Source organism: Tumidithrix elongata BACA0141 (assembly GCF_036349135.1).
GTDB lineage: Bacteria > Cyanobacteriota > Cyanobacteriia > Pseudanabaenales > Pseudanabaenaceae > Tumidithrix > Tumidithrix elongata.
In genome coordinates, this window is sequence record NZ_JAZBJZ010000075.1 from 1 (window position 1) to 25,542 (window position 25,542).

General features: G+C 45.8%; 20 protein-coding genes. 8 read left to right on the plus strand and 12 right to left on the minus strand.

Going from position 1 to position 25,542, the window contains the following annotated elements; all coding sequences use genetic code 11:
* Nucleotides 1-392 precede the first annotated feature (392 nt).
* From V2H45_RS16750 to V2H45_RS16765, 4 genes are all read right to left on the minus strand, one after another.
* Nucleotides 393-1,856 carry a DUF4159 domain-containing protein gene (locus V2H45_RS16750; RefSeq protein WP_330484807.1) on the minus strand — a complete coding sequence of 488 codons (1,464 nt, stop codon included), beginning with the start codon at nucleotides 1,854-1,856 and terminating at the stop codon, nucleotides 393-395.
* The gene (locus V2H45_RS16755; RefSeq protein ID WP_330484808.1) at nucleotides 1,853-2,911 is read right to left on the minus strand and encodes a phage tail protein; all 1,059 of its coding nucleotides are present in this window, start codon (nucleotides 2,909-2,911) and stop codon (nucleotides 1,853-1,855) included. The genes V2H45_RS16750 and V2H45_RS16755 overlap by 4 nt, the downstream gene beginning before the upstream one ends.
* Nucleotides 2,912-2,955: 44 nt before the next feature.
* Nucleotides 2,956-5,166 carry a putative baseplate assembly protein gene (locus tag V2H45_RS16760; RefSeq protein ID WP_330484809.1) on the minus strand — a complete coding sequence of 737 codons (2,211 nt, stop codon included), beginning with the start codon at nucleotides 5,164-5,166 and terminating at the stop codon, nucleotides 2,956-2,958.
* Between the two features lie 319 nt (nucleotides 5,167-5,485).
* Nucleotides 5,486-5,728 (minus strand): hypothetical protein, encoded by a 243-nt coding sequence (locus V2H45_RS16765; protein ID WP_330484810.1) that lies wholly within the window; start codon nucleotides 5,726-5,728, stop codon nucleotides 5,486-5,488.
* A gap of 33 nt (nucleotides 5,729-5,761) precedes the next feature.
* Between V2H45_RS16765 and V2H45_RS16770 the strand changes: the two genes are divergently transcribed.
* Nucleotides 5,762-6,418, plus strand: coding sequence for a tetratricopeptide repeat protein (locus tag V2H45_RS16770; protein WP_330484811.1), 657 nt, complete (start codon nucleotides 5,762-5,764; stop codon nucleotides 6,416-6,418).
* On the opposite strand, the gene V2H45_RS16775 is transcribed toward V2H45_RS16770, so the two are convergent.
* From V2H45_RS16775 to V2H45_RS16790, 4 genes are all read right to left on the minus strand, one after another.
* The gene (locus V2H45_RS16775) at nucleotides 6,392-7,966 is read right to left on the minus strand and encodes an N-acetylmuramoyl-L-alanine amidase (RefSeq protein WP_330484812.1); all 1,575 of its coding nucleotides are present in this window, start codon (nucleotides 7,964-7,966) and stop codon (nucleotides 6,392-6,394) included. The two genes, V2H45_RS16770 and V2H45_RS16775, sit on opposite strands and share 27 nt — an antisense overlap.
* A 29-nt stretch (nucleotides 7,967-7,995) precedes the next feature.
* Entirely contained in the window at nucleotides 7,996-8,469 is a 474-nt protein-coding gene (locus tag V2H45_RS16780) for a hypothetical protein (RefSeq protein WP_330484813.1), read from the minus strand.
* An 80-nt stretch (nucleotides 8,470-8,549) separates the two neighbouring features.
* Entirely contained in the window at nucleotides 8,550-8,960 is a 411-nt protein-coding gene (locus V2H45_RS16785) for a hypothetical protein (protein ID WP_330484814.1), read from the minus strand.
* A gap of 245 nt (nucleotides 8,961-9,205) precedes the next feature.
* Nucleotides 9,206-10,612 (minus strand): S-layer homology domain-containing protein, encoded by a 1,407-nt coding sequence (locus V2H45_RS16790; protein WP_330484815.1) that lies wholly within the window; start codon nucleotides 10,610-10,612, stop codon nucleotides 9,206-9,208.
* A gap of 464 nt (nucleotides 10,613-11,076) precedes the next feature.
* Here V2H45_RS16790 and V2H45_RS16795 point away from each other — a divergent pair, with 464 nt between their 5' ends.
* The 6 genes from V2H45_RS16795 (at nucleotide 11,077) to V2H45_RS16820 (ending at nucleotide 18,630) form a co-directional block, all read left to right on the plus strand.
* Nucleotides 11,077-12,225, plus strand: coding sequence for a YHYH protein (locus V2H45_RS16795; protein WP_330484816.1), 1,149 nt, complete (start codon nucleotides 11,077-11,079; stop codon nucleotides 12,223-12,225).
* 103 nt (nucleotides 12,226-12,328) lie between these two features.
* On the plus strand, nucleotides 12,329-13,192 hold the full coding sequence (locus tag V2H45_RS16800) for an FkbM family methyltransferase (protein WP_330484817.1): 864 nt from the start codon (nucleotides 12,329-12,331) through the stop codon (nucleotides 13,190-13,192).
* A gap of 199 nt (nucleotides 13,193-13,391) precedes the next feature.
* Nucleotides 13,392-14,630, plus strand: a complete 1,239-nt coding sequence (locus V2H45_RS16805; protein ID WP_330484818.1) for a glycosyltransferase — start codon at nucleotides 13,392-13,394, stop codon at nucleotides 14,628-14,630.
* Nucleotides 14,631-14,690: 60 nt separating this feature from the next.
* Nucleotides 14,691-16,211: a hypothetical protein gene (locus tag V2H45_RS16810; protein WP_330484819.1), complete on the plus strand. Its 1,521-nt coding sequence runs from the start codon at nucleotides 14,691-14,693 to the stop codon at nucleotides 16,209-16,211.
* Nucleotides 16,212-16,322: 111 nt separating this feature from the next.
* Nucleotides 16,323-17,504: a glycosyltransferase family 4 protein gene (locus V2H45_RS16815; protein ID WP_330484820.1), complete on the plus strand. Its 1,182-nt coding sequence runs from the start codon at nucleotides 16,323-16,325 to the stop codon at nucleotides 17,502-17,504.
* Nucleotides 17,482-18,630: a glycosyltransferase gene (locus V2H45_RS16820; RefSeq protein WP_330484821.1), complete on the plus strand. Its 1,149-nt coding sequence runs from the start codon at nucleotides 17,482-17,484 to the stop codon at nucleotides 18,628-18,630. Before V2H45_RS16815 ends, V2H45_RS16820 begins: the two co-directional genes overlap by 23 nt.
* 134 nt (nucleotides 18,631-18,764) lie before the next feature.
* Here V2H45_RS16820 and V2H45_RS16825 read toward each other — a convergent pair whose 3' ends face one another.
* The 4 genes from V2H45_RS16825 to pilM form a co-directional block, all read right to left on the minus strand.
* Nucleotides 18,765-21,131, minus strand: a complete 2,367-nt coding sequence (locus V2H45_RS16825) for a secretin and TonB N-terminal domain-containing protein (RefSeq protein WP_330484822.1) — start codon at nucleotides 21,129-21,131, stop codon at nucleotides 18,765-18,767.
* 378 nt (nucleotides 21,132-21,509) lie between these two features.
* A complete protein-coding gene (locus V2H45_RS16830; protein WP_330484823.1) occupies nucleotides 21,510-22,259 on the minus strand; it encodes a hypothetical protein in 750 nt (249 codons plus the stop codon).
* On the minus strand, nucleotides 22,256-22,936 hold the full coding sequence (locus tag V2H45_RS16835) for a PilN domain-containing protein (protein ID WP_330484824.1): 681 nt from the start codon (nucleotides 22,934-22,936) through the stop codon (nucleotides 22,256-22,258). Before V2H45_RS16835 ends, V2H45_RS16830 begins: the two co-directional genes overlap by 4 nt.
* A 5-nt stretch (nucleotides 22,937-22,941) precedes the next feature.
* Nucleotides 22,942-24,054 (minus strand): type IV pilus biogenesis protein PilM, encoded by a 1,113-nt coding sequence (pilM, locus tag V2H45_RS16840; protein WP_330484825.1) that lies wholly within the window; start codon nucleotides 24,052-24,054, stop codon nucleotides 22,942-22,944.
* A gap of 250 nt (nucleotides 24,055-24,304) precedes the next feature.
* On the opposite strand from pilM, the gene moaA reads away from it, so the two are divergent.
* Complete coding sequence (gene moaA / locus V2H45_RS16845; RefSeq protein ID WP_330484826.1) at nucleotides 24,305-25,315, plus strand: GTP 3',8-cyclase MoaA; 1,011 nt, start codon at nucleotides 24,305-24,307, stop codon at nucleotides 25,313-25,315.
* The last annotated feature ends 227 nt before the right edge of the window (nucleotides 25,316-25,542 follow it).

The window sequence follows — 25,542 nt, forward strand, 5'->3', positions numbered from 1 at the left end:
GCTAATGCTGAAGAGACTTGCAGCCACTTCTTAAGATCTCAAATGGGTTCTATAAACACCTGCTAATCGCACGATCTGCCAACCAGACCGTGAATACCCCCTGTTTGGTAGAAACGGTGACGGACTTACGAAACATCCCCATGATGTGCCAACACCATAATCTGAATTCAGCGTAGATCCGCTTAAGCGCTTTGATTGTTAGTGTTTGGAATCTCATTAAACCTACTTGCAACTTCAAAAGCACCACAGACAGAAATCTAAAACCCAATGCGGCGCTACGCCCTGCGACCCAGTTTCGAGGTGAATTGGCTCGAAAACTGCTGTAACTGTTTCTACCGCAACGCAAGACAACTCCATTGCATTTCGCGATCGTTCCTCCACAAAAAGGTTCCCTAAGTCAATTTGTCAAATAGATTGGTGAGTCTACGTTTTGACGGAGTAGATGGGGCTTCTTGAGGAGCATATTTCGGGTCTTTTTGCATGGATTGGATCAAATGATGTCGTTGTTTGGCAAAATGCAAAATATTTATGCCTAGCTCCTGGGCAGAGCGAATGGTCTCGCGAGGTAACTCTAGATCGTCAGTATTTCCCCAAGCTGAGGACAGATCGCCAATCACAAATACAATCCCGCCACCCACCAGCAAGCGAATGGGATTTCCTTGCACTCTCGGTAGCCCTGAGAACAGAAATGGCTGGATTCGTAAAGAATGCTTGCGGTTTTCCTCTAAGGGTGTGCCAAGCTGCTCGGCGTAGTCCTTAAAGGTTTTGGTTAAAACAGCGATTTGTTCCTGTAGCTCTGTTTCGATCGCTGACAATTCTGACCCTAGCTCATTGTTAAGACTGTTTAAATCATCGCCATCAGTACTGCCATAATTTGCCTCGCCGAGGTTTGCCTTGAGGCTTCTTTCTAAACGGGCGATCGCATCCTGAAGTTCCTTCTGAATCCCCATCAACTCTTCAAGTTTGGTATCTTTGATCGAAGCTTCAATTAAGATAGTGCCCCCTGCTTCTAGATACTTTTTGAGCGTTAGCATCTGGAGATCGATCAACTTTAAAGACTGCTGACTCGTCATATAAATCAGATCATAGGTAGCTAGATCGGCAGGTTGGAAAGGTGCACGTCCATCAATGCGTCCAAGACTATCAGAAGCCGCGATCGCAGGGTATAAACTTGGGATGGATTGCAGCAAACAAGAAAGGTTTTCTGTCATGACGCGATCGTAGGTAGGATCGCTATCAATCAGGCTGGCAACATTTACGATTGCCTGCGGACGCGATCGGGCAGCAGCACGGAAACGCAAATCTAATTCGCTAAAAGTCGGATTCCATAAATCCTTAGGAATTTGCAGGGTAACCGCTCCTGTCTGTAGCGTTACTCGGCACACTTCAATTTCAGCATCACTGGGAGGACTCGTTTTCTCATTTACTCGAAATGTTTCAACTAGGAGATCGTTCCCATTCGAAGTATTGGAGCGCTTGAGCTTATCAGGATCGACATAGCTGACGACTAAAAAGACCGTACTCGTATCTCCAGCAATCGCCTCCGAAGCAATACGAAAATCTAGGGGTTGAGGAACCACAATAAAATTGCCAAACACATCGATCGCAATGCCTGGTTGAATTTGTACCCAACGACCATCTCGGAATTTGGCAGGAATTTCCGTAGGTGCTGCGATCGGACATACGCCCAACCCACAGACAATCCCTGGCTCAAACAGCGCCTGAAATTGCGTATTTTGCCGTTGACGGTGATACTCATGGGCTAACTGCCAGCGATCGCTATTGATCAGTAGACCATCTGTGACTTGGAGCCGCTCAAAGGATTTTATCTCGGGGGAAGAATAGGGCTTCGTCATAGGGTAGCTCCTGTAATATAAAGTTCGTAGGTACAAAAAGCTGGTTTTTCTTGCTCAACGATCTCAATGATGCGATTGCGGTCTAGGGAAGTAGGCAGATCGTTATGAATTCGCACAATAAAATGAAACGGTTTCCCTCCCCCTACCATCGTATCTTGTCCGATACTCGACTCTCCCATTAAAAATCCTTTGCCGCTCACTTCTGTGATACTAATATGCTTCTCAGTTTCAGGAAGATGGTCGTCAAGCGGTAACCCCGTAAATAAATGTAAATAGAAACGCAGTCCTTTGCGCGTGCCTCGCCAACAATAAATCTCCATCGCTTGCTTGATCAAAGATCGCTGTCGTTCTTGACTGAGCGTGGGAATAAACTGCCATCCTACCCAGTGAGCTAAAAAAGGTAAGAGGTTATCAGGAGTCGTGAGCGGATCTAGATAAGCCCATAACGCATCCATCTGTTGAACCGAGGGCTCATAGCTTTGTTCAAAAACCTTGAGCAATCGACCAATGAAATCAATATCCCGATAAATATCAGGTAAGAAGTTTAAATAAAGACTATGCGGGCGAAGGTAAAGATTAAAGGGCGCAATATCTACCAGCACAGGATTGGTATTGGGCTGATTGGCATAGACAAAGAGTTGACCTGTGTAGTCTAAGGTTAAGGTTTGTCTCAAATTTTGATTTCGGGGAAGTGCATCTTGTGCCTCAAAAAAATCGCTCGGAACCTGAAAATGCAAAACCGATTCCATTTGAGCCCTTGGGAGAAGTTCGTTCCCTTCCATTCCGATGCTACACCAATGTGGGGGAAAGTCCCCTTCTATGCGCAAACTCAGTTGCAATGACCGATTGGTTAGATTCTCTAGTTTAACCACGATTTCACTAAACTCCCCAGGATGCAGGAGTAAGTTGCAGCTCACCGATGTAGAGATCGCTGATTCATTGAGGATGTTGGAACCTTCACCAAGATAGTCGCGATCACTGCCCAGCCTTGCCTCTGGCATTTGCATAGGCAGGAGTTGCAGGCTAAGGGGAAGCAGTTCACTCTTTTGTGTCATAGGAGCAAAAATGGGTAAGGAAAGTAACTTAAAAATAAATGCAACTAAACTACGCTAATTACATGGCTAGAACGCAGACGACTATTACGCCAGGAGCAAATCAATCCTAAAGGCCCTGGGTCGATAATTGGTTCTCGTGGTAATGTTCTCACCCAACCTTCCTCTTGTAGGCGTAATTCGAATAGCTGCACGGTGCCTAGGTAACGCACGCCTTTAACGGTCTGTAAAAGCTTGACAATATCTGAAGGATAGAGAGGACGACCAAATTCCCAGCCTTTGCCTTGCGCTCCTCCCGTTAGCGGGTTCAGAAATCGATAGAGCGCCACTTGCAGCTTATTTACGACTTCCTGTTGAGCTTGGGGATTGCGATATTCAGGATCGAGGGAAATTTCGGTTTGTACCGATACCCCAACATAATCGGGCTGGCTACAGCGAATCTGCACGCCCAATAGCCTGCGTTCGTCTAAAAAGCTCACAACGCGATCGTTTAATTGGGGACTCAATGCCAACCGATCGGGATCGATACCATCGCCTAGTTCGATCGCTTCGGTATTGACTTGGGGCACTAACAGAAGCCGCACAATACCTGCATCTTCTTTGCGACTGGCGGTCAGGCACATTACCCTAGCGATCGCCCCACTACCCGCTTCGAGGGTTAAGGTTTCAAAGTCCTCTTTGGTGACAGCGCGGTTGCGAGTGCGTAACAGCCGGGGTACGCGAATGGCAGCATCATCAAGGGATTCGGCATCGGCACCATTGTAGGCAGAGACATGATTGATCAAGCTAGCAACATAGGGAACCGCTGTTTTTAAAAAGCGGATTGTTCCTCTCTGAACATTGCCTTTTAAACCGCCACCCGTGCGATATTTCGCCATAGCAATCGTTGCACCTTTTGGGGGCACAGCACCGTATTGTCGCCCCGCAACGGCTGTGGCTAGACTGTCGGTTGATAGGGCGTCGGGCTCGACTCGCTCAAGGGGTGTACCCTGCAAGCGCATTCGTTGCACGATTTGGGACTGCAAATGACTGGGGGCATGCACCAAAGGCCCAAACTGGATGACACCTGTTTGGGAGTCAAGTACATAATGTAAATCTTCAGACCCAGAGTTAGAAAAGTCTGATACTTCTTGCCAAATTTGCGGTAGCCCCATCGGTGGTGTCACCAAGACATACTCATCGGCGGTTCTGGGTAAAATTGGTGTTTGCAGCAACTCAAAGGTTTGCCCGGGATTGCCATTGCTCTCACCGACGATTTCGTTGGTTACAGCACTACTTTGCGTGACGCTGACCGTGCCTCCAATGGAGCGCACATTTAAGCCTACAATGCGCGGCGATCGGCTGTACCCTGGTTGATTGATTTTTAGGGGCGTGCAGATACAACGGATCCAGCGACCTCGATAGTTGGTAAATTGTGTGACCGGCCAATATTGAGGCAGGTGTAAAATCACCTCTGCTCCTTGTGTAGGGCTACCACCTTGACGAGTTTGGTCGCTGAAACTAAATCCTTTGGTATGGTCATCGGTTTCTCGCAATAAAACTGGTTCCCAGACGACGCCATTCCAAGCTTCCCAGTGTCGTGGCGGAATATCAGGGTTAATCCCCGTTGAGGTGGCAGCTTCCCCTCTTACTTGCAAAGCAATCACATTGCCTTCCGTCGGCTGCTCTGTATCAAACACAAGATAAAAGCAATTATTGGCACGGGGTTCATCGTTAAAGATCGATAATTCTGGTCCTTCCCACCCTTCGTCGATTCCTTCTGACCACAGACCTGTAAGTCGATCGCGTAAAACCTGAGGTACGGTTTCGACGGTTTCGGCGGTGAGTAAATGTCTAATCGTAGGCTTGGCAATGGCTAAGGGTCGATCGGTACTAAAAATCACCGATTCCTCAGTTTCAGTGCGAATGGTTGCCACCTCTGTGGCGGCAGGAATCACATAGGTTTCAGGTAGGGAGGCACTCAGATAAAATGTAACGTCGGTCTGAGCGGGTGCAGGGGGTAATAACCGAATCCCCAGTAATTCTAGAAAGGCGACATAGTTGCGGCGAGGGACTTTATTAAACCGCATCAACATTTGATCGGCTAACCAAGCAAATAGCTCGATTAAAGTGATACCAGGGTCGCTAGGGTTGTAATTTGTCCACTCTGGGCAATACCGTGGAATTCGCAAAAGACACTCATTCACCAAATCCTGAAAGGTGCGATCGTCTAAATCTGATTTTGGCAGGTTTGGTAAAAAATCAAATTCTGGGCTCATTAGTTATCGATCCTTATAACTCAGAAATTGTGGGTTGTTAGCGATCGGACAAATTGAAGAAGGAGTAGCCCATCAACCCTCCGCAAAAGTACAGTCACTATACTGAAGGTTAGACGTATGGGGAAGCACAGTCAATACCTTGGTTCTTAACATATTGTTTAATCTGTTTAAGACTTGCCTCCCCACAGTTTGAAATCCATCATGCTTTCGTCCTCAATATCTGGTTTAAGTATATCCTAGCGAAATATTTATGAAACCACTTATAAGGCAAACTATATCCATTCTCATGTTGAGAGTTGCGGACAAATCGTATAAATCTCTAATGACGGGCAAAATCTCGACAACGAATTGCTGATTCGGTCAGGGCTTCGGAAGGATGGAGCGGACACTTGAGGTGATGGTTCCCTGTAAAGTAGGCACAATTACTGCAAGGAATCTGATGTAAATATTGGATACGCTTGATGCCTCGCACTACTGAGTCGATCGCATCGCATATAAACCAAGCGATCGCGAACCAAATTATGACAGGTAGTACAAATTGAGTAATGTATGTCTGTATCATTTTTACATCTAGAAAGCTTCATGTGACATGACTATGCCCCCCTCAGATCGTCCATTATCCCCCTTTTCGGCGTCAAATTTCGGTGCGGAAGCTTACTTTCAGCAGGGAATTAAACTTAGCAAGATCGGACAGTATGAGGCGGCGATCGCTTCATTTAGCAAAGCCGTAGAAATTCAGCCAGATTTTGCCGAAGCTTGGAACGATCGGGGCATTGCGCTTAACGATCTGGACCAGTACGAAGCCGCCGTACATAGCTACGATCGCGCGATCGCGTTACAACCTGACTTGCATCAAGCTTGGTACAACCGAGGCATTGCTCTGGGTAACTTAGGGGATTACGAAGCCGCGATCGCTAGTTGGGACAAAGCGATCGCGTTGAATTCTAATTTTGCGGAGGCTTGGTTTAATCGTGGCTGTGCCATGGGCAATCTAGAGCATTACAACGGGGCGATAGCCAGTTGGGACAAGGCGATCGCCCTAAAGCCTGACTATGCTGCGGCTTGGTTTAGCAAGGCTTGTATTTATGCGGTTCAGTCCGAGGTGGAACTGGCCTTGACGAATCTCAAGTCTGCGATCGATTGCAATCCTGCCGTTTATGGTCGCTCTGCAAGGACTAATCCTGCGTTTGCTGGCTTGCGACAGGATGCCAGATTCCTAGATCTGTTAGAGAATGCCAGCGGATTCGTATAAACGCCTGATGATTGCCATAATGCGGCGATCGTAGTTAGGATCGAGACTCCAGCGATCGGTAAGTTGTCCTAAGAGGGGTGCGGTTCCGCGTGTGATGTAAGGAAATCTCGGATCGACAACTGCCAAGACCAACGGAGCCGTGCTGGCATAGGCTTTTAATCGCTGAATCTGCGCTCTCACCCCCGTTCTCTGGTCGGGGAAGCGATCGCCATGCAGTCCACCACCTACTACCCCCAAGCCACCAAAGTTGTTTTGCTCTGGCAAAATGTCACCGCCAAACTGCAAAAAGTTTGTCTCTAGACACATTTGGCAAAAGGCAATGTCGTGATTTACCCCTTCGATCGCGGCTTCCTCTCGATAGATTTTGGGCAACTCGCCATATTTAGCGATCGGAACCTGATTGATCTTGAGGAAAGTAAGCAATTGTGCTTCTGAGGTATTTCCACTTTCCATAATCCGATCGATTTGACCGCTGCAAGCCTTTAACACAGTTTTGAGAATTACCATACGCCGCAGAGAATCAAAGGAAATCGAAATACTCAGATCGCGCAGGGCGATCGCTTGGACGTAGACAGTTTTGCGATAAACGATCCGTCGAATGTTTGCGGTTTTCTGAACGGTCAGTCCCAACAGTTCCAGTTGCAATTCAGGAATGTAGGCATTGCCAAACAGGATAATGCCCCGTTGTGGTTGAATTTGACCGTTGATTTGGATAGTAACAATCGGTAAATCATCAGGCTCGGACGATCCATCACTCGAAGCTCGACGGGATGCCTGTTGGAATGTCCGATCGGGTGGTAATGTGGAAGGATTTGTCGTGGAACTATCTTGCGATGTCTCTTCAGGCTCTATGGTGGGAGTCACAACGGTGGGGTTGTTTTGTAAAGCGTCAATCGATCGCAACCATTTCTCTAGACCATCCGCTAAACCCAAAGCAAAATCACGACGGCGCGTTTGTAATAAGCTACGATCTTGAGAATTTGTCAGGAAGCCTAATTCAACTAATAGTGACTGAGGAATTAGATCGCGACAAAAGGCAAGTCTTCCCAAAGAAGCCTCTGTGTCAGGTTTTACACCCCGACTGAGCAAAAGTGGGACGCGTTTAACGAGGGCACTGAGCAATTGTTCGGCTTGGCGGCGACGATCGCCATTTAAGGCAATGTAAAACGCGGTGGCTCCCCTTATGTCCAGGTTATCCACTGCCCCCATCCGAATCTCTAATGCCACATCCTGCATATTGCCGCGTGCGTTAATCCATTCAATCGTGCTGACGGAGTTGAGGGTATCATCAGGAGCCTCGACCGCGAGCCCACGCGATCGCAGCTCCGCCACGATCAGATCTCGCGTAGCAATCATCTCAATCGCTTCATTTGTCCCCCCAACTTCCGCCCCGGGGTTGCGTAATGCTCCTTCAAAACCACCCCGTCCTGCCGAGATAAAGATCTTACCTGTGGGAGCTTGGGCACGGGCAGTATATTGCGTGGCGATCGCGGTGAGAGCTGCCCCTACGCCAACCTGAAGAATAGTTCTTCTCCCAATTCTTCTCATATCAAATCTTCAGGTTTACTCCCATCCTTTCAACCACGATAGATGTCTCTTCTTTGAATTAAAAAGCTAGGAATTTCTGGTTTGCGACGGGATGTATCCCAAGAGGAATCGTTCCACTCAGTTCTCTCAGTTTCCTCAGTTCTTTCAGTTCTCTCATCTTTCTCAATTCTTTCGGTTTTACCGTATGTCTTAACCTTCTCAGCAATTTCTTTTAAGACATCAGCCTCATCATTAATACTCGTAAAGGCAACGAGTAAAGCCTCAATTTCACTCATGAATGAGGCAATGCGATATCGAGATTTAATCCGATCGGCGGCTACCCAAAAAGCCTCTGATTCGTTTGGGGTAAAGTTCCCAACCAAGTTTTCAATCTCTTGTAAGACATATTCAGCCTGAGCATTTTGAGGGGAAAATTCAACAACCTTGGAATTCATGTAGGGACTGGAATTGGGATTAAAGCGGTGAGTGTGGATGGATGGGGTAGGATGAGCATCGCTTTGCATAGGGAATCTCCTGATCTAATTTTGGAAGTCTAAAATTTGGGTGAGCTATTCGGAGGAATCGGTCTAAAATTGGAGCAAAATTAGCTGGGATGTAGCTGATTAGGAGGTTTTGCACTACTGGGGATTCCGTCGATCGGGTTCCTATTCGATTGGGAAATCAGATTGCGAAAACCTAAATCAGTAAGCGTAACCAGGATGCGGGTGATATTTCTGCGCGTGCGTCTTTTTTGCAGAAACCTTGGTAGCTCTGGAGGACATAAATCAGGACGATACTGCTGGAGGGTGGTTCTCATACTCTGTAAAGCAACCCAAAAACTAGAAATTTCTTCATGGGTACAGACAAGTAACAAGTTCTCGATGTCTCTAAATGTCGTCCCGATGCGGCGGTACGCATCCCTAAGGGAATCGCTGATACTTACACTGATATCGAGTGGCAGTAAATCAGGTGCGCGCCAAGGGGCAACAAAATTTAGGTGAGTTTGTGTGCTCATATTGCGATCGCTTTATGTTTGGGTTGCTACGGGCTATACCGCTTTGCCAGCGTATGATTTCGCTTTAACTTTTAAAAAATGTTCATGATTTAGCAAGCTTAATTAAGATGTTTTTTGGGACTAGCATTGAACTTGCGTTGCAATACCAGCGTGCGCCTACAACCTTAGTTTCCTTAGACATGTTTGTAGACCAGAAAAAAACAGTGCTTTTGTCTGCAAACACATGAACAATCAGGCTATGAATCTTAACGAACTGTAGAACTTGGGGTAGGGCTTAAGGAAGGATTGGGTGAAGGGATTACAGAAGTATTATTAGAAGAAGGATTCGATGGATTGGTGGTGGCTTTCTCTATTTCCAAAATATTTTGAATCGACAATCCATCGGTTTGCGTGCCAAAATACCAGAGGATCGCTGCTGCTTCAGCCCGCGTCACTGGCTTTTGAGGTTGAAACAACGTCGTAAATCCAAAGCTTCGACGAATATTTGATAGATCGCCTGCTTGGGCATCTGCCAAAATTGCTCTAAGGGCTGTTGGTGCAATCCGATCGCTGTCTTGAAATCCCCAGGCTTGACTTACCGATTCGACCGTAGCATTTGGTAAAGGGCGACGCAGATCTAAGGGGACTTTCCATTGCAACAGTTCCTCTCGACTAATCTGGGCATCAGGGCGGAAAAGATTAGCCGTATTATTGGTTGTATCCGCACTGGGGCGAATTAGGCCTGCATTCGCTAAGCCTTGAATGATGCTGAAATCGGGGTCGTTACGCGGAACATCTGTAAATGTGGGTGCATCGCTAGCAGCCTGTGCCAACCGAATCTGGCGGCTAGGACGATTTTGATAAATGCGATTATTCGTCATGGCTAACCAGCGGGCATATTCGCGTCTGGAGATGGTGCGATTGGGCTCAAAGTTGTTTTGCGATTTGGGGGCAATAATGCCAAGCTGACTTATGTCCTTAACAAAGGGACGTAGAGAGGCAGGCGCAGCCTCTAGGTCGCTGGGTAGAAATGAAGTCAGGTTCTGACTTAGTATTTGGGAATTAGTTTGCGAATTCGATTGCCCATTGAGTCTGGGGAAAGAACGCGTCAACCCAAATAGACGAATCGAGAAATTTGTGACGTCTATTGTATTCCTAGAAAAATTATTGGAAAGTTGATTGAGGTTGCTGGAGAGATTATTGGGTGTATTATTGGCAACTGGTTGGGGCAGACGTACATATTGCAACAAGAGACTCGTGCCTTCAGGAATCGGTTGTACGGCGACGGTAACTAGGAGATCGTTGCGCTCGGCTAGGAAAGTGCCTTGATTTGGAGTTTGATTGACTAGATCGCTCGAGCGCAAGACCTGCCAACCATTTTGGCTTAAGGCATCGCGATAAAATTGGGTAACTTGCGTTGGTTGTTCGCGAATCAGCCAACGGGAAGTCACATTCAGCGAGTCAGTCTGGGGCGATCGCTGCAAGTCTTGTAAGCTTGCCTGCCGAAAGATTGGAATATCGGCGGGAAAGTCTGTGGGTAGGGTGATACTCTCTGTTTGAGCAGGTTTAGGCGCGATCGCACTTTCGACAATTCCTCCAAAACCTGTGCCTTGGCAGGATGCTAACGAGGTCAGCAACAGGAAATATAAAGGAAAGTGTGGCTGGAATCGCATAACATCTGCCAAAGAAATTGATACACTCAGGATGAATCCAAGTATAAACGCTTTATTTAGAATTTCAAACCAAAGCCGATCCATAAATTCCATTTAGAATCTTGGACTCACACCCAAAGAAGATTCCCAATAAAGTAATGCGGCAAGTCGTAATTTATCTGAACCCGACAAACTCAGATCTAGTCTGCAAATCAAATTACTCCGATCGCGAAAAATCTCACCTTCTTAGAACGACCTACAATGGAAGCTCTGAATCTTGATGGGCGATACTAATTGCTCTTAAATTCCCAATAGATCGAGTTTTGAATTTCCGTGCAGAGTGTTTTTTTAAAAGATTCGTTGCATCTTTTTTTGAAAATAGTATGACAAATTGCGAAGTGGACAAACTTCGGTTATGGTAAAAGCTTGAGAACTTAGCGGTCATTGCAGATCGATCGCATTTCCATATAGGAGCACGCAAACATATGAAAAAGCATTTTGTTGGACTTGCGATCGCTGTTATCTTGCTAATTCTTGCCTTTCACAAACTAGGCGCAGCCAGTTCTGTCACGCTCCATGCAAATTCTACGCCTCAATCGGCTTTAGTTGCCCAAGGCGATCGCGTCGATCTCACCCACTTACCCCTAGGCGATGGCAAGTTATCCCGCAGTCCAAAGATAGGATGGATTTGGCCGTGCCATATAGAAGCTGATGCTGGTGGGGCCTTCCGTGATGGAACTTGGATCAAGAAGGACGGCACTTACGATTTAACTGCCAAAGCCGTTGTCGATGGTGCAGTGACTTGGCCCTACCGCTTTAAAATGACAATTCAAGGGGACAAACGCATATTTGCGACCAACGATTTGCCAAACCATCCCACAGGAACCTATCCTATCCGTCGCACCGATGATGCCTATCAATTCGATCGCAACCCCAATAGCATTGCGACCCAGAATATGCGCGTGGATTTACCTATCAATCCCCAATTGGCAGCACAGCCATCCTGTACGCCGGGAGCAGTTGGCATTCTATTGACAGGTTCCGTTCTCTTCAATGCCCTAGATGCACCGGGTCGAGACGCCGTTGCCCATGAGACCCAAGATTCCTGCCAAGGACATCCGCAAGTTTCAGGAGTTTATCATTACCATAGTCTCACCACTTGCTTCCCCGATGCCACCCTAAGCAACGGTCATTCCACGTTGGTCGGCTATAGCCTAGATGGATTTGGAATTTACGGTCGGCGGGGACAAAATGGCAAAATGCTCATGAGTGCCGATCTAGATGAATGCCATGGACATACCCACGCGATCGATTGGGATGGCAAGCAAGTATCGATGTACCATTATCACGCTACTTGGGATTTTCCTTATACTGTGGGTTGCATGCGCGGCAAGTACAACATGAGAGATGTGATGACGATCAGTGGACCGCCCCCTGGGGGAATGATGGGACGTCCGCCCAATGGTAGACCACCGATGCATCATCCCGATTTACAGGTGGCAGCACAAAAACTCGGCATCAGCGCACAGACCCTACGCGAAGCACTTGGGCCTCCGCCTCCCGATTTAGCCGCATCTGCCAGACGACTCGGCATTAGCGAACAGGCTCTACGGGATGCTCTGGGCGTACCCTAACGCTCCGATGGGCTCCCCCGCCATCGAATTGTCAAACGGAATCAATTGCTATATAAGAATTTCCTAAAAGGGATTTCCCTCTCTCGGAATAAATATAAAATCTGTGATTACATCATTTCTGAGAACTTGGCGCTTTATTTATGCTCATCCACTAGCATCACGCAACCTTCCATCTGCGATCTCACGTTGGCTCACATGGCAAATCGGATCTCGCTTGTTAAAGATGCCAATAGTTTTTCCTTGGATTGGTGAATCACAATTGGTCGTCGAACGAGGTATGACTGGTGCAACGGGCAATATTTATGCTGGACTCCATGAGTTTGTAGATATGGCTTTTTGTTTGCACCTACTGCGCGCGGGGGATTTGTTTGTGGATGTTGGTGCAAACATCGGTTCCTATACTGTCCTCGCCTCAAAAGTGGTGGGAGCCCATAGTTTGTCACTCGAACCAATACCCATCACTTTTGAACGACTAAGGCGCAACATAAACATTAACGATATCCATTCCTTAGTTGATGCTCGTTGTTGTGCGGTAGGTAGGGAAAGTGGATTCCTTAGATTTTCATCAGATTGTGACACGACTAATCAAGTTGTTAACGAGCAATATATAGGAACATCTATCGAAGTGCCTGTCAAATCATTAGATCAAATACTTGAGGCTTTAAAGCCAACACTGATTAAAATTGATGTTGAAGGGTATGAACCTGAAGTAATACAGGGAGCAATCAACACGTTAATGTGTGGTTCTTTACTTGCTATTTTATTAGAAACCGTTAATACTGAAATCGAAGAAACTCTTCAGAAAGCTGGTTTTAGAGCTGCTGGCTATGACCCTTTTAAAAAAGCGTTATTGATGCCTAGTAGTAGCCTTTTAAGTAATAATTACCTGTGGATTAAAAATTGCAACCAAGTCTTAGAGCGCTGTCAATCAGCTCCTAAATATAAAGCTTTAGGTATCTATTTCTAATATTGACATCAGTCATAATTCATCCGCAATATTTTCCCTGCCTAGAATTGTATGGACAATTTATGAGTTGCCCCTAGATACTTGCCTCACAGTTTAATATTATGCAATTCGCTACAACTGAATCTAATTGAATCAACGAGTTCTTATTATTAGTCCTAACTTTCCTCCGATCAATGCTCCCGATCATCAGCGCATCAGGATGTCTTTACCTTTTTTTGAGGAATTTGGTTGGGAGCCTGTAGTGTTGGCAGTTCGACCAGAATGTATTGAAGGCGTTTACGATCGCGACTTAGAGCAAACCATCCCAAGCCATCTCTCGATTACGCGGATTGGCATATTACCCGCACAAATTAGCAAATATTTTGGTGTGCGCAGTTTGAGCCTAAGGTGTTTGCCAAGTTTTCTATGGGCAGGCGATCGCTTGCTCAAAACCCAACATTTCGATCTGATTTATTTTTCTACAACGGTGTTTACGACAATGATTTTAGCGGCACGCTGGCGCGATCGCTTTAACATTCCATATGTGCTCGACTTTCAAGATCCTTGGATCAATGATTATTACGAACTTGCTAATCTTCCGCCACCCGGTGGGAAGCTAAAGTATGGGTTTTCGCAGATGTTGGCACGACGCTTTGAGCCGAGTGCAGTAAGCCAAGCCAGTCATATCCTTAGCGTGTCGCCAGAATATCCCAAAACTTTCATGCAGCGATATCCCACACTAGATCCAGACAAATTTACCGTCTTGCCTTTTGCTGCTTCTGAGCGAGACTTCGATCTTCTGCCCATGCTGAATATTCAACAAAGCATTTTCGATCGCCAAGATGGCAAAAAACACTGGGTCTATGTCGGTAGAGCGGGGAATGACATCATGGGATTTAGTCTTAGAGCTTTATTCCTCGCAATTCAAACCCTTCGTCAAGCCCGCCCCAAAGTCTGGGAAAACGTTGAGTTACACTTTGTGGGTACTTCCTATATTTCTGAAAATCAGGTGAAAACCGTCGAAGCGATCGCGCAAGAATTCAAGGTTGCCGATCTCGTCAAAGAATATCCACAGAGGCTCCCCTATTTTGAAGCTCTGCAAATTCTGAGCGAAAGCGATGCCATTCTTTTGATTGGGTCTGATGCGGCCGGTTATACGGCTTCCAAAATTTATCCATGCATTCTGGCGCGTAAGCCAATCTTGGCAATTTTTAATCAGCAAAGCTCGGTAGTAGAGGTTTTGCAACGGTGTCAAGCAGGGGAACTGGTAACATTTAACTCAAATCTTACTCCTATGGATTTACTGACGGAAATCTCTACAAAACTTAATTGGCTGCTTTCGCTTCCCCCAGATTATCTACCAACTACGAATTGGGAAGCCTTTCAGCCTTATACCGCCCGTGAGATGACCCAAAAGCAATGTGCTATCTTCGATCGATGTGTTTCGCCCCTACCCTAGCCCTTTGGTTTGATTTTCTCAACAATAGAACTTAGGCAGTTGACCTATTTCTTACCACCTATGAAACCAACAAAGCCATCTGAATCTCTAGCAGTCACAAGATCGAAGTACCCCTCGAAACCTCGTAAACAAGCCGATCCTAGAATTGCCGAGCAAATTGCTCAATTTCATACCCAGCGTAAGCTACTGACCAATGCATTTTGGGTAGCTGTTGCTGCGATCGTGGCGATCTCACTTGTCAGCTCTAAGACTAGTTCCTTTGAAAACATTTTGGGTGCGGTGTTGATTGCACTCTTTGCACTTCTTCCCAGCTATCTGTGGTGTTCGGGGCGCGTCTTTGGGATGCCGATTTTCCCGGTGTTTGCTCTCACCCATCTTTGGACGCATGCCAGCCCCCTCTTGAGCGAACACCCTATTGTAATGACCTATTCGCCAGACAGCCGTTTTCTAGCAAGTTTGACCGTTGTCGGTTTCTTAGGTTTGGGAACAGCAATCTGGTTCCAATTGGTCAAAAGCGTATCGGTTCCACCCACAAAATATTTAGTACTTAAAACCGAACGAGGCGATACTTTTTTTCTGATGGTTCTGTTTGCTAGTGTCCTATTTCATATGTACACCACGGGTGGATGGTTTCTTCTAGATGGAGGCGTGTTTTCACTTGTGCGAGGCGCAATTTTAGGGCTGACAGCACTATCGGTGTTTGTTTTAGCCTATCGCTTTGGCAAGCGTGAACTCTCAAAAACTGCTTCTGGATTATTTATTGTCTTGCTCGGTTTAGATATGAGCTCTAGTTCGGCAAGTATGATTTTAGTGAGAGCGATGAGTTTGTTTTTACTGTCAACGATCGCGTTTATTATGGGACGACAGTATATTCCTTGGAAAACCTTAGCGATCGTGGTGCTCTGTTTTGCGCTTTTGCATATTGGCAAAGGGGAGATGCGATCGAAATATTGGTATCAGAGTTTCACCTTACAACCTTGGAACTATCCAGCTTTCTATGCGGAATGGACAGAAACAGCACTGCGATCTTTTACAAACAACGATCGAGACAATTCAGAATCGCAATCTTTTTTAGAGCGATCGAGCACGTTACAACAGCTTTTGCTCACAGAGTCAGAAACTTCAAAAGGTCTTCCCTATTTGGATGGGGCTACCTATGCAATTTTGCCTGAACTTTTGGTTCCTCGTCTCTTTAACTCCGAGAAAATCACGAGTCATGAAGGTACAACAATTTTGAATATTCACTATGGCAGACAAACGCGTGAGGCCACACTTACAACCACGATTGGCTGGGGATTGTTGGCTGAGTCCTATGCGAATTTTGGGTTATGGGGGTGTGCAGGACTCGCTACAGTTTTAGGAATTGTCTATGGCTATGTGGCGCGATGGAGCATGAATATGTCTTTATTTTCGGCTCGTTCTCTGTTTGCAGTGCTGTTGATGGCCTATGCGTTCCAATCAGAGTTTACGGCGGGGGTTTATGTGGCAGCTCTGTTTCAGTCTGGTATGACCTTGACGATTGTCAGTTTCCTGTTGATGAAGGTTCAAGATGATCGGGTGAACGTTCAAGGCACTCGTTAGGAGGTTGTCAGTTGTCAAGTTGTCAGTTGTCAGTTGTCAGTTGTCAGTTCAAATATTCATCACAATATCCCAATAAATGCCGATAACCGATAACCATTAACCACCTTATCCATGAAACTCGCGATCGTTGCTTCCCATCCAATTCAGTACTATGCACCTCTATTTAGCTACTTAGCAGCAGAGACACCTCTACAAATTAAGGTCTTTTATCTTTGGGATTTTGGCGTTACAGAGCAAATGGATCGAGGGTTTCAGCGATCGCTCCAATGGGATATTCCTTTACTAAAAGGTTATGACTATGAGTTTGTTGAGAATATCAGCGCTAACCCCGGTACGCATCACAGAGCGGGATTGCAGAATCCTACGCTGTTAGAACGGGTAAAGCACTACAGTCCCGATGCAATTTTGCTTATGGTTTCTTATAACTATGACAGTATCTATCAGTTCCTGTGGCGATCGCAGACCTATAGGGTTCCACTTTTATTTCGGGGCGATTCCCATCGACTATTGGTGAATCGCGGTGTTAAATCATGGGCAAAACGACTGTTTATTTCCACGATTTTTAAACGGTTTGCGGCTTGTCTGTATGTGGGGAAAGCTAACCATGACTATTTTCGATATCATCGCGTACCTGAGCAGAAGCTGTTTTTTGCCCCCCATAGTGTGGATAACCAGAGGTTCTTTGATGTCAAGGATTTAGCGATCGCTCAAGCTAAAGTTTGGCGAGCAGAGTTAGGAATTCCCTCTGAGCATCTTTTAATCTTATTTGCGGGAAAGTTTGTATCGAAAAAGCGTCCCCTAGATTTAGTCCATGCCTTTCTCGATGCCAAGTTCCAGCATACCTCTCTGTTATTTGTGGGTGCTGGAGAATTGGAGCCAGACTTGAGATTACTAGCTGCTCATTCTACCGATATCTATTTTGCCCCTTTTCAAAACCAGTCCTTGATGCCTCGTACCTATGCCGCCGCTGACCTGGTGGTTTTACCCAGCTACGGCTCCAGTGAAACATGGGGATTGGCGATTAATGAAGCCATGTGTATGGCTCGTCCTGTAATTGTCAGTAACCATGTGGGATGCGCCCAAGATCTTGTACATTCCGATCGCAATGGACTGATCTTTACCGCAGGCGATCGCGTTGAACTTGCGACTTGTTTAAAAGAAGCCTGTAGCGATCGCGATCGCTTGCAAGCATGGGGAAAAGCCAGCCATAAGATTATTCTCAACTATAGCTATGCTAAGGTGGCGCAGGGAATGATGTCAGCACTACATTATGTCAAAGAAAGTCAATCCTAAATTTCATGTCTGGGTGCCAGAACTCTTCAGCAACAAAGGCGGCATTCAGGTATTTTCTGCGTTCTTTGTCAGGGGCTTGCAAGAACTCTATCCCACGGCTGACTATCAGATTTTCCTTAAAAACGATCGCGCCATTCCCTCAAACACAACCTACCTACCACAGACCCATTTCCACAGTGCAGGGCATTGGATATCGTGGCTCAAAACCCCTGTATTTGCGATACAACTTCTGATTGGGGGACTTTGGTCGCGCCCTGACTTAATTATCGCCACGCATCTCAATTTTGCCATTGTTGCAGCATGGTTAAATCGTTTTACAGGCACTCCCTACTGGGTTGTAGCCCATGGGGTGGAAGCGTGGAATATCAAAAACTCGCGTGTTATTCAAGCCCTACATCGAGCCGATCGCATTCTATCTGTGAGCAAATTTACGCGCGATCGCCTGCTCCAATCTCATAACTTTCATCCCGATCGAGTTACGATCTTACCGAATACCTTCGATCCAGAGCGACTCAGAATTGCACCCAAGCCGTCCCATCTACTCGAGAAATATCGCTTACAGCCGCAGCAAAAAATTATTCTCACCGTGTCTAGGCTGATTGACTCAGAACAATATAAAGGTTACCAACAGGTTCTCTTGGCAATGCCACAGATTCGACGCACTATTCCCAACGTTCATTACATGATTGTGGGTACGGGTAAAGACAGCGATCGTATTCTATCTCTAATTCATCAGTTGGAATTACAAGACTGCGTCACCCTAACAGGTTTTATTCCTGATGCAGAACTTTGTGACTATTACAACCTCTGCGATGTATTTGCCATGCCAAGTAAGCGTGAAGGTTTTGGCATCGTTTATCTAGAGGCATTAGCCTGTGGTAAACCAACCCTAGGCGGAAATCAAGATGGGGCTGTAGATGCTCTGCGGCAGGGCGAACTTGGTGCATTAGTAGATCCTGACAACCTGACCGAAATCGCAGAAACCTTGGTCGATATCCTAGAAGGTAACTATGCAAATCCTCTCGTTTATCAAGCTGAAGCACTTCGACATTGCGTCATAGATACCTATGGATTTGCTTGTTTCAAGCAGATCTTAGATAGATATCTACAACAACAGCTTAAATAAGCCCCCACATACCCTGAGTAGAAAATGCCCGCAGCTAATGGCTGTTTTTGCCAATAAAAAACCCTTGGTAGTGGAACCAAGGGAAAAGAGTTAAATGAGAAGAAAAAAGAAAGCTATTTCGATTGTCTGGCAATCTATTGAGGCTTGATCCTATTGCTATCAAGAACCTTTTGCACATCCGAACCGGGCTGATAGGTGTAACCCCAGTTGGCTCGCTCGCTATCATCAATAATACGAGGAGTGATTGTTACAACAATTTCACTGCGACTATTGGTGTTTACCTCCTGACGGAACAAAGCACCGATGATGGGCAAGTCTCCAAGAATAGGAACCTTGGTCAGAGCCTGACTATCTTGGTCTCGAATAATTCCAGATAAAATCAGCGTCTGTCCATCGCGCATCCGAACCCTTCCAGAGTTAAGGGTTCGCTTACTGAGACCGATCCCAAAGACAGGGAGACCCGAAACAAATACCCGAGGGAATAAATCACCGTTAGGAGCAGTGACGTTAGGTGAAACAGACAAACTCACAAATCCATTGTCATCAATGCGATCGATCTGAATATTTAGTGCTAGACCGACATCTTCTACAGTAACTGTTTGAGTAGCAGGAGTCAAAACATTACCATTTTGACCGAAAACGGCTGGGGTTACAGTGCTTTTCGTTGCCACGCTTTCTGTAAGGGCGATACTTGCTTTTTCCCCCTCTTGAACCGTAATCGATGGATCGGTTAAGATCTTGCCATTATTACTCGTAATACTGAAGTTTAAATTCGCGATAAATTGTTGAGGATTAATCGCTGCCAGCGCATTATTAAAATCCAAGAATAAGTTGCCATTATTAGCAAGAGCTGTCGATCTAGTACCGCCACCGTCCGTGTTACTAGCGTTAAAGCCTATAGAGGACGCAAAGGTTTGCGCACCCTGCAAACGTACCTCCACAACCTTTACATTCACAACCACCTGCCGTTTGCGAATATCTAGACGAGCGAGCTGAGCCTCTGCATAAGCGACAAGATTAGGTGGACCAACCAGAGTAACAGAGTTACTTCTCTCTTCACCTATGACTTGTACTCCCCGTAGCACAAGAGGGGCTTTAGAGGTTGGGGTGGCTGTAATTGATTCTAAAACTGGTACGGACTCAGTCGGAACAGTCACAGTAGTATTGGTAGCGGTAGAACCTATGGTAGCTGTGTCTATCCCAGGAATAGGGCGTAGGCGGTTGACAACTCTTTCTCCACCCAGACCAATCAAAAATGCCGTAGCTTCACCAACAGAAATTTGATTGAGGCGATAGCTCTTTGTAACGATATTACGCAGACTGACAGGAAGCTTAATGCCTACAAATACACGGTTACCCAAACGGCTTGCTTGCAGTCCTGTTGAGCGCAAAAGATCGTTAAAAACGTCTTGAGCAGTTTGGTTTTCTACATCTAAACTGACAGGTTTATTTAAACCTGTGCCTGTTGTCCCTGGGGTAGCGGCAGCTACAGCAACTGCATCTCCTGCGGCATCATCTGCGACAGGGTAAACACTCAGCCCTGCAATTCGAGCGATCAAGGTGAGAACTTCAACAGCGGGCGCATTTTTTAGCGTCAGTCTTGGGACGCGCTCTGCACTGCCCAAATCTACAGAATCTGGACGGAAAGTTGATGTACTTGTAGCAATATCACCAACTGGTGGAGTCGTTAACTTTCGAAAAGGAGGCACGACACCTTGAGTGCGCCCTGGCAACTGAGGTTGGACTGGAGACACTACTGCGGGAGGAACCTGTGGATCTGGTGGGACAGTTGTCTGTGCAACTCTGGTTTTACCATCCGTTCCAGTAATGCTAAGTTGAGGCTGAAATACCACTTGTCCAGATTTAGTGGTTTTACTGTCTGTACTTGAGCTAATCACTTCTGTCGTTGGCTCAGTAGAAAGCTGACTATTTGACGTTGTCACCAAAGCCTCTGGAGTTTTTGGGGTGACAGGACGTGTTGTTGCTTGCGATGGAACTTGTGGCTTGCTGGTTGTAGGAACCTGAGCCAAGAGATTGTTTTGATTATCTTGTTTCTTATCAGCAGATGGGGCTGTAGCAACAGAAAACATTACCCCACTAGAAGTGTCACGACGAATTATAGAACTCTTGAATGCATCAGGATCGGTAACCGTCATCCGAATATTGACCTTATTCGCCGCAATTTGGGTGGCTTCGATCGCACTGATTCCTGGGGCAGGGTTAGTTTTGGCAAAAGAAGCATTACCATTCCCTAGTTGAAGTTGCGCGCCATTTAGCTCGGCGATCCAAGACTTGCCTTGGCTGCGATAGGTGATTTGGGGGCGATCGCTACCAGCAAAATTGAGAACCAGATTCAAGCGATCGCCAGATGTTGTCGTGTTGATATCCGTAATGCGACTGGCAACCTCTGAGACGACCTCAGTATGACTGGGGGATACGATTAAGACCTGCGGGCAAATAGTCGCCACCATTAACCAGCAAGCTAAAGACTTTCCATTCATAAATAAAACTCCTCACTTAACTCTTTGATAGATCGTTGAAAGATCGTGAAACCACTAATGCAAAGCCTCGATATGGCTGGAAATTATATCACAACTGTCAAGTTTGCATGAAAAAACAGTCAATCTTTTAATGTATTTAAAGACAAAATCTAGCTAAATTACGTTCAAATGCTTTGTGCCTAGATCTTTAAAACTTGAGTATTTAAGAACATTCTTAAAATCCCAAATTAAAGATTTTTGAAGGTCAAAACCCTGAAAAAGCTTTGAAATTGACTCAACACCAAAAATGCTAAAGATTGACTTCCATAAAGGTATGGATAATTTATAAACCCTAGATAGTTAGGTTACATCCCCTTACTTTTTAGGTGGAGCTGCTGCTTACTTTTTAGGTGGAGCTGCTGCTGCCTGACGTTCAGCTTCCGTCAGTGGAACATAGGCGACAAGGGTAAACTTTGTCGTCAATACAGGCGGGAAGTTGTCTAAGATAGCTTTTTTCTTGTCCTCAGGAACATTTCCAGGCAACTTGAACGCATCAGGAGCAATTGCCTTTTTAGCTAAAGTTAAGTCTTTAACAATCAACAAAGGCTTTAGTCGCTCAATATTTTGAATAGTCTTGAGCATTTCAGGAAAAGTAGAATCAAACGTGATGTTAAAAGTATAGGTTCGGTACTGTGGCGAAACTACAATTTCCTTCGGGGTATATTCTTGCAGTGTGCCTTCCAAGTTAAAGGAAAAAGGAGGTAAAGACACGACAATCGTTTTGGGGATTTGAGCATTAATATCCCGAACCAGCGTGTCAATATTATCAACGGTAGGCAAAAGTGTGAGTACAAATTTATTGTTTTTGTTCGCAGCTTCTACTCTTTGCGTGACATCCCCTTTACTACTGATTTTCTTTTTGAGATCGGCAACTAAAGCGGTTTTTGTTTCAATACTTTTCGTATTGTTTTGGATGTCGTCATTTTTAGGCAGAACAAAACTTGTCACACCATAGCCAGCTAGACCCACGCCAGCAATAGCGATCGCAATCCCTAAAACTTTAGAGGTTAACGTCATGCCAAAAAGTGAAATACCACCTCCGGCAGAGCCATCATCACCTTGCTGAGCAGCACTCAAATTTGCGGTCATTTTGGAATCACTCCTTGTTGCTGTAACAAATTAACTCTGGTAACAAGACCATCTGCTCCCGCCTTCTGCAATTCTGGAAGTAGCTGTGCCGAATTTTCAGCAGTCACCGAAGTTTCGATTTTATAACTCACAGCACTAAACGGTTTGTCTTTAGTTGCGGGAATTAGAATTGCACTTACCAACCTCGTCTTTGAAGAATCCAAAAATCGAGACGATTGTAGCAAGAGCATAAAATCATTGAGCTCGTTATAGGTTGTTGCCTGTCCATCGAGCTTGATATCTTTACCTGACTGGGCAAAGCTAATAACCTGAACCGTAGCAGGAGTCCGACGCTTGATGTCATCTAAAACAGCATTAACTGGAAGTTGTCCGACAAACAGATTAAGTAGCTCGTTGGTACGAGCTTCTACCTCTAATAGCTGTTTTTCGGTACCTTCCACTGCTTTAAGCTTGGTATTTAGGTCTCCCTCTTCGGCTGTAAGCTTTGCTAAGTTTTCTACTAGGCTCTGGTTTGAGTAATCTAGGAAAAAGTAAGCACCAGCTGTTGCCGCCAAACAAACGACCGCTACAATGCCACCATAGAGAAGGAACTGAGAATCAGCGATCGGCTGACGTTCAACCCCTCCATCTTTTAACGTTTCTCGATCGCTAAGAAAATTGATATCGAGACTGTACATAGAAATTAAGCCTCCCTTATGCCTAAACCTAGAGCTACCGATAGTCCCACTCGCTCTTCAAAAGAAATATCTTTATCGGTCGAAACTGACAAAGAACCAAGTGGATCGACGGGCATTGCTGCGATACCCAATCGCTGACTAAAGAATTCATTGAGTTGACCGATACAGGCACCAGGACCTGCCAGTAAAAGTTGAACAATGTCTGAACCTGAAGCTTGACTTGTATAAAAATCAATCGAACGCCTCAGTTCATCAGCTAGATCGCCAATTACCCTTAAAATCGCAGCATCTCCAGGGCTGTTCCCACCTCCACCTGCCAAACCTGCGGTATCCATGGTCTGAACGGGTACAGCCATAGAATGCAGGATCTCAAGATCGGTGGTTCGTCGCGGAGGCAAGTTAATGGCTCTCAGCTGAGCATTTTGAATTTGTGCCGTACCGATAGGAACCGTCCGAGAGAACTGAGGTATGCCATCAACCGTAACCGTGATTTCGGTTGACTCATATTCAATATCAACCACTGCCACTGCTTCTGCCGCAGTACTAAACCTTGACAATTCATTACGTAGGGCACGAATCAGAGAAAAACTACTAACTTCGACAATATCTACGGATAGTTGAGCAATTTCTAAAGCTTGTAAGTAGGTGTCGGTTACCTCTTTGGGTGTTGCTACCATCAAGATTTCCATGCGCTCAACACCGTCATCATCTAGGCTGGTGCCCAATTTCTGATAATCCACATCGGCATCTTCACGGGGAAAAGGCAGATACAGGCTGGCTTCTTGATTTAAGACCATTTCCCGCAATTCCGTATCAGGAATCTCAGCAGGCAAACGAATTAGACGACTCACCGTTTCACGACCTGGAACGGCTGTCGCCACACTTTTTGCTTTGATTTTTTTATCCGCCAACAGCGTGCGAATAATTTCTCCAAGGACGACAGGATCGTTGATCCGTCCTTCTTCTACAGTTCCTTCAGGTAGCTCAGCGGTACCATAGCTGATGAGTTTATATGCTGACTGACCTTTTCGGCGCAGTTCGACAATATTAACTCGCTCAGAAGTTATTTCAACGCCTATACCTTTTTTAGAACCGCCGCCGAATTTAAAGCCAAACATATATTTCTATCACTGTAATATCGCTGGTCACACCACCAATGGAGGGATTATAGACCCATAGGGAACATTGTCAATAGGAAATCGAAAATAATCATTGGAATGGCATCAAAAACATTTTTTGTTCTTGTATTTCGATCGCGTAAAATCGAACGGTTGACAGCAAAGCCGCACCGATCGCAAATAAGCATGACAAAGTATGAATTTAAGTGTTCATACCCGACAAATATTTAGGTAGGTAGTATATAGGTAGTTGTCTCCAAAAAAACAAGTGCAAGCCCAAAATTCTGTCGATTATCTCCGAATTAGTTTGATCGATCGCTGTAACTTTCAGTGCTCTTACTGTATGCCCATTGGAGCCGAGTTTGATTACATTCAAACCCAAGAGATGCTGACGAATGCTGAGTTACTGAGCTTGCTGCAAGAGGTTTTTATCCCATTAGGCTTTAAGAAATTTCGCCTCACGGGTGGTGAGCCGCTCTTGCGTCGAGGCTTGGTGGACTTGATTGCAGCGATGACGAGTTTGTCTGGAGTTGAGGATGTGTCAATGACCACCAATGGCTATTTGTTGGAGGGGATGGCGCGATCGCTCTATGAAGCTGGACTCAAACGTATCAATATCAGTTTAGATTCTTTAGATCGCGATATTTTTCGCCAAGTCACGGGGCGCGACCATTGGCAAAAGGTGTGGCAAGGCATTCTCGCTGCCCATGAAGTGGGCTTTGACCCGTTAAAGCTCAATGTCGTCGTGATTCCGGGGGTAAACGATCGGGAAGTGCTAGATTTGGCAGCTCTGAGTATCGATCGCGCTTGGCATGTGAGGTTTATTGAGTTTATGCCGATTGGAAATACGGCTTTGTTTGAGCATAAAGGCTGGGTGGACTCGGCAACGCTGCGTGAGCAAATTGGCGATCACTTCGGGTTGATCGCAGCCAATTGTCGCGGCAATGGGCCAGCGGATGTGTTTCAGATTCCCAATGCTAAGGGAACGCTCGGGTTTATTAGTCAAATGTCTGAGTGTTTTTGCGATCGCTGCAATCGCATTCGTCTGTCAGCAGATGGCTGGCTGCGCCCCTGTCTTTTAAATGAATCTGGGCAAATCGATCTCAAAACGGCTTTACGCGAAGGAAAAGATCCTGCCTTCCTGCGCGCGATCGTGAGGGAGTTACTCAATCTTAAATCTGAAATCAATTTTAAGGACCGCGATCGCGGTACGAGCGATCGACCTTCCTACCAACGCACGATGTCTCAAATTGGTGGATGATTGATTTTTTTGTTGAAAGAACTATCCTAGTTCTGTGCATAGGTTAAGGGCATCTCTAAAAATACAAACAAGAGTAGGAAGGGATTTGAGGAAAATGAGGTAAAATGAGAAAGAAGCAATAGATAAGGTGGAAATCAATGCAGGATTGGCAAACAGGATTATTTGACTTAGAAACTCACCTTACGCGGAAGCCTAGGATGGTTTCAGGGGCTGCCACACAGCAAATG

Excerpts from the sequence above, each read along its gene's own strand:
- V2H45_RS16830 (WP_330484823.1), bottom strand. The coding sequence starts at position 22,259 with ATGACCGCAAATTTGAGTGCTGCTCAGCAAGGTGATGATGGCTCTGCC.
- V2H45_RS16775 (WP_330484812.1), bottom strand. The coding sequence starts at position 7,966 with ATGAGAAGAATTGGGAGAAGAACTATTCTTCAGGTTGGCGTAGGGGCA.
- V2H45_RS16780 (WP_330484813.1), bottom strand. The coding sequence starts at position 8,469 with ATGCAAAGCGATGCTCATCCTACCCCATCCATCCACACTCACCGCTTT.
- V2H45_RS16765 (WP_330484810.1), bottom strand. The coding sequence starts at position 5,728 with ATGATACAGACATACATTACTCAATTTGTACTACCTGTCATAATTTGG.
- V2H45_RS16795 (WP_330484816.1), top strand. The coding sequence starts at position 11,077 with ATGAAAAAGCATTTTGTTGGACTTGCGATCGCTGTTATCTTGCTAATT.
- V2H45_RS16760 (WP_330484809.1), bottom strand. The coding sequence starts at position 5,166 with ATGAGCCCAGAATTTGATTTTTTACCAAACCTGCCAAAATCAGATTTA.
- V2H45_RS16805 (WP_330484818.1), top strand. The coding sequence starts at position 13,392 with ATGTCTTTACCTTTTTTTGAGGAATTTGGTTGGGAGCCTGTAGTGTTG.
- pilM (WP_330484825.1), bottom strand. The coding sequence starts at position 24,054 with ATGTTTGGCTTTAAATTCGGCGGCGGTTCTAAAAAAGGTATAGGCGTT.
- V2H45_RS16820 (WP_330484821.1), top strand. The coding sequence starts at position 17,482 with ATGTCAAAGAAAGTCAATCCTAAATTTCATGTCTGGGTGCCAGAACTC.
- V2H45_RS16825 (WP_330484822.1), bottom strand. The coding sequence starts at position 21,131 with ATGAATGGAAAGTCTTTAGCTTGCTGGTTAATGGTGGCGACTATTTGC.
- V2H45_RS16755 (WP_330484808.1), bottom strand. The coding sequence starts at position 2,911 with ATGACACAAAAGAGTGAACTGCTTCCCCTTAGCCTGCAACTCCTGCCT.
- V2H45_RS16815 (WP_330484820.1), top strand. The coding sequence starts at position 16,323 with ATGAAACTCGCGATCGTTGCTTCCCATCCAATTCAGTACTATGCACCT.
- V2H45_RS16750 (WP_330484807.1), bottom strand. The coding sequence starts at position 1,856 with ATGACGAAGCCCTATTCTTCCCCCGAGATAAAATCCTTTGAGCGGCTC.
- V2H45_RS16785 (WP_330484814.1), bottom strand. The coding sequence starts at position 8,960 with ATGAGCACACAAACTCACCTAAATTTTGTTGCCCCTTGGCGCGCACCT.
- V2H45_RS16770 (WP_330484811.1), top strand. The coding sequence starts at position 5,762 with ATGCCCCCCTCAGATCGTCCATTATCCCCCTTTTCGGCGTCAAATTTC.
- V2H45_RS16790 (WP_330484815.1), bottom strand. The coding sequence starts at position 10,612 with ATGCGATTCCAGCCACACTTTCCTTTATATTTCCTGTTGCTGACCTCG.
- V2H45_RS16810 (WP_330484819.1), top strand. The coding sequence starts at position 14,691 with ATGAAACCAACAAAGCCATCTGAATCTCTAGCAGTCACAAGATCGAAG.
- V2H45_RS16835 (WP_330484824.1), bottom strand. The coding sequence starts at position 22,936 with ATGTACAGTCTCGATATCAATTTTCTTAGCGATCGAGAAACGTTAAAA.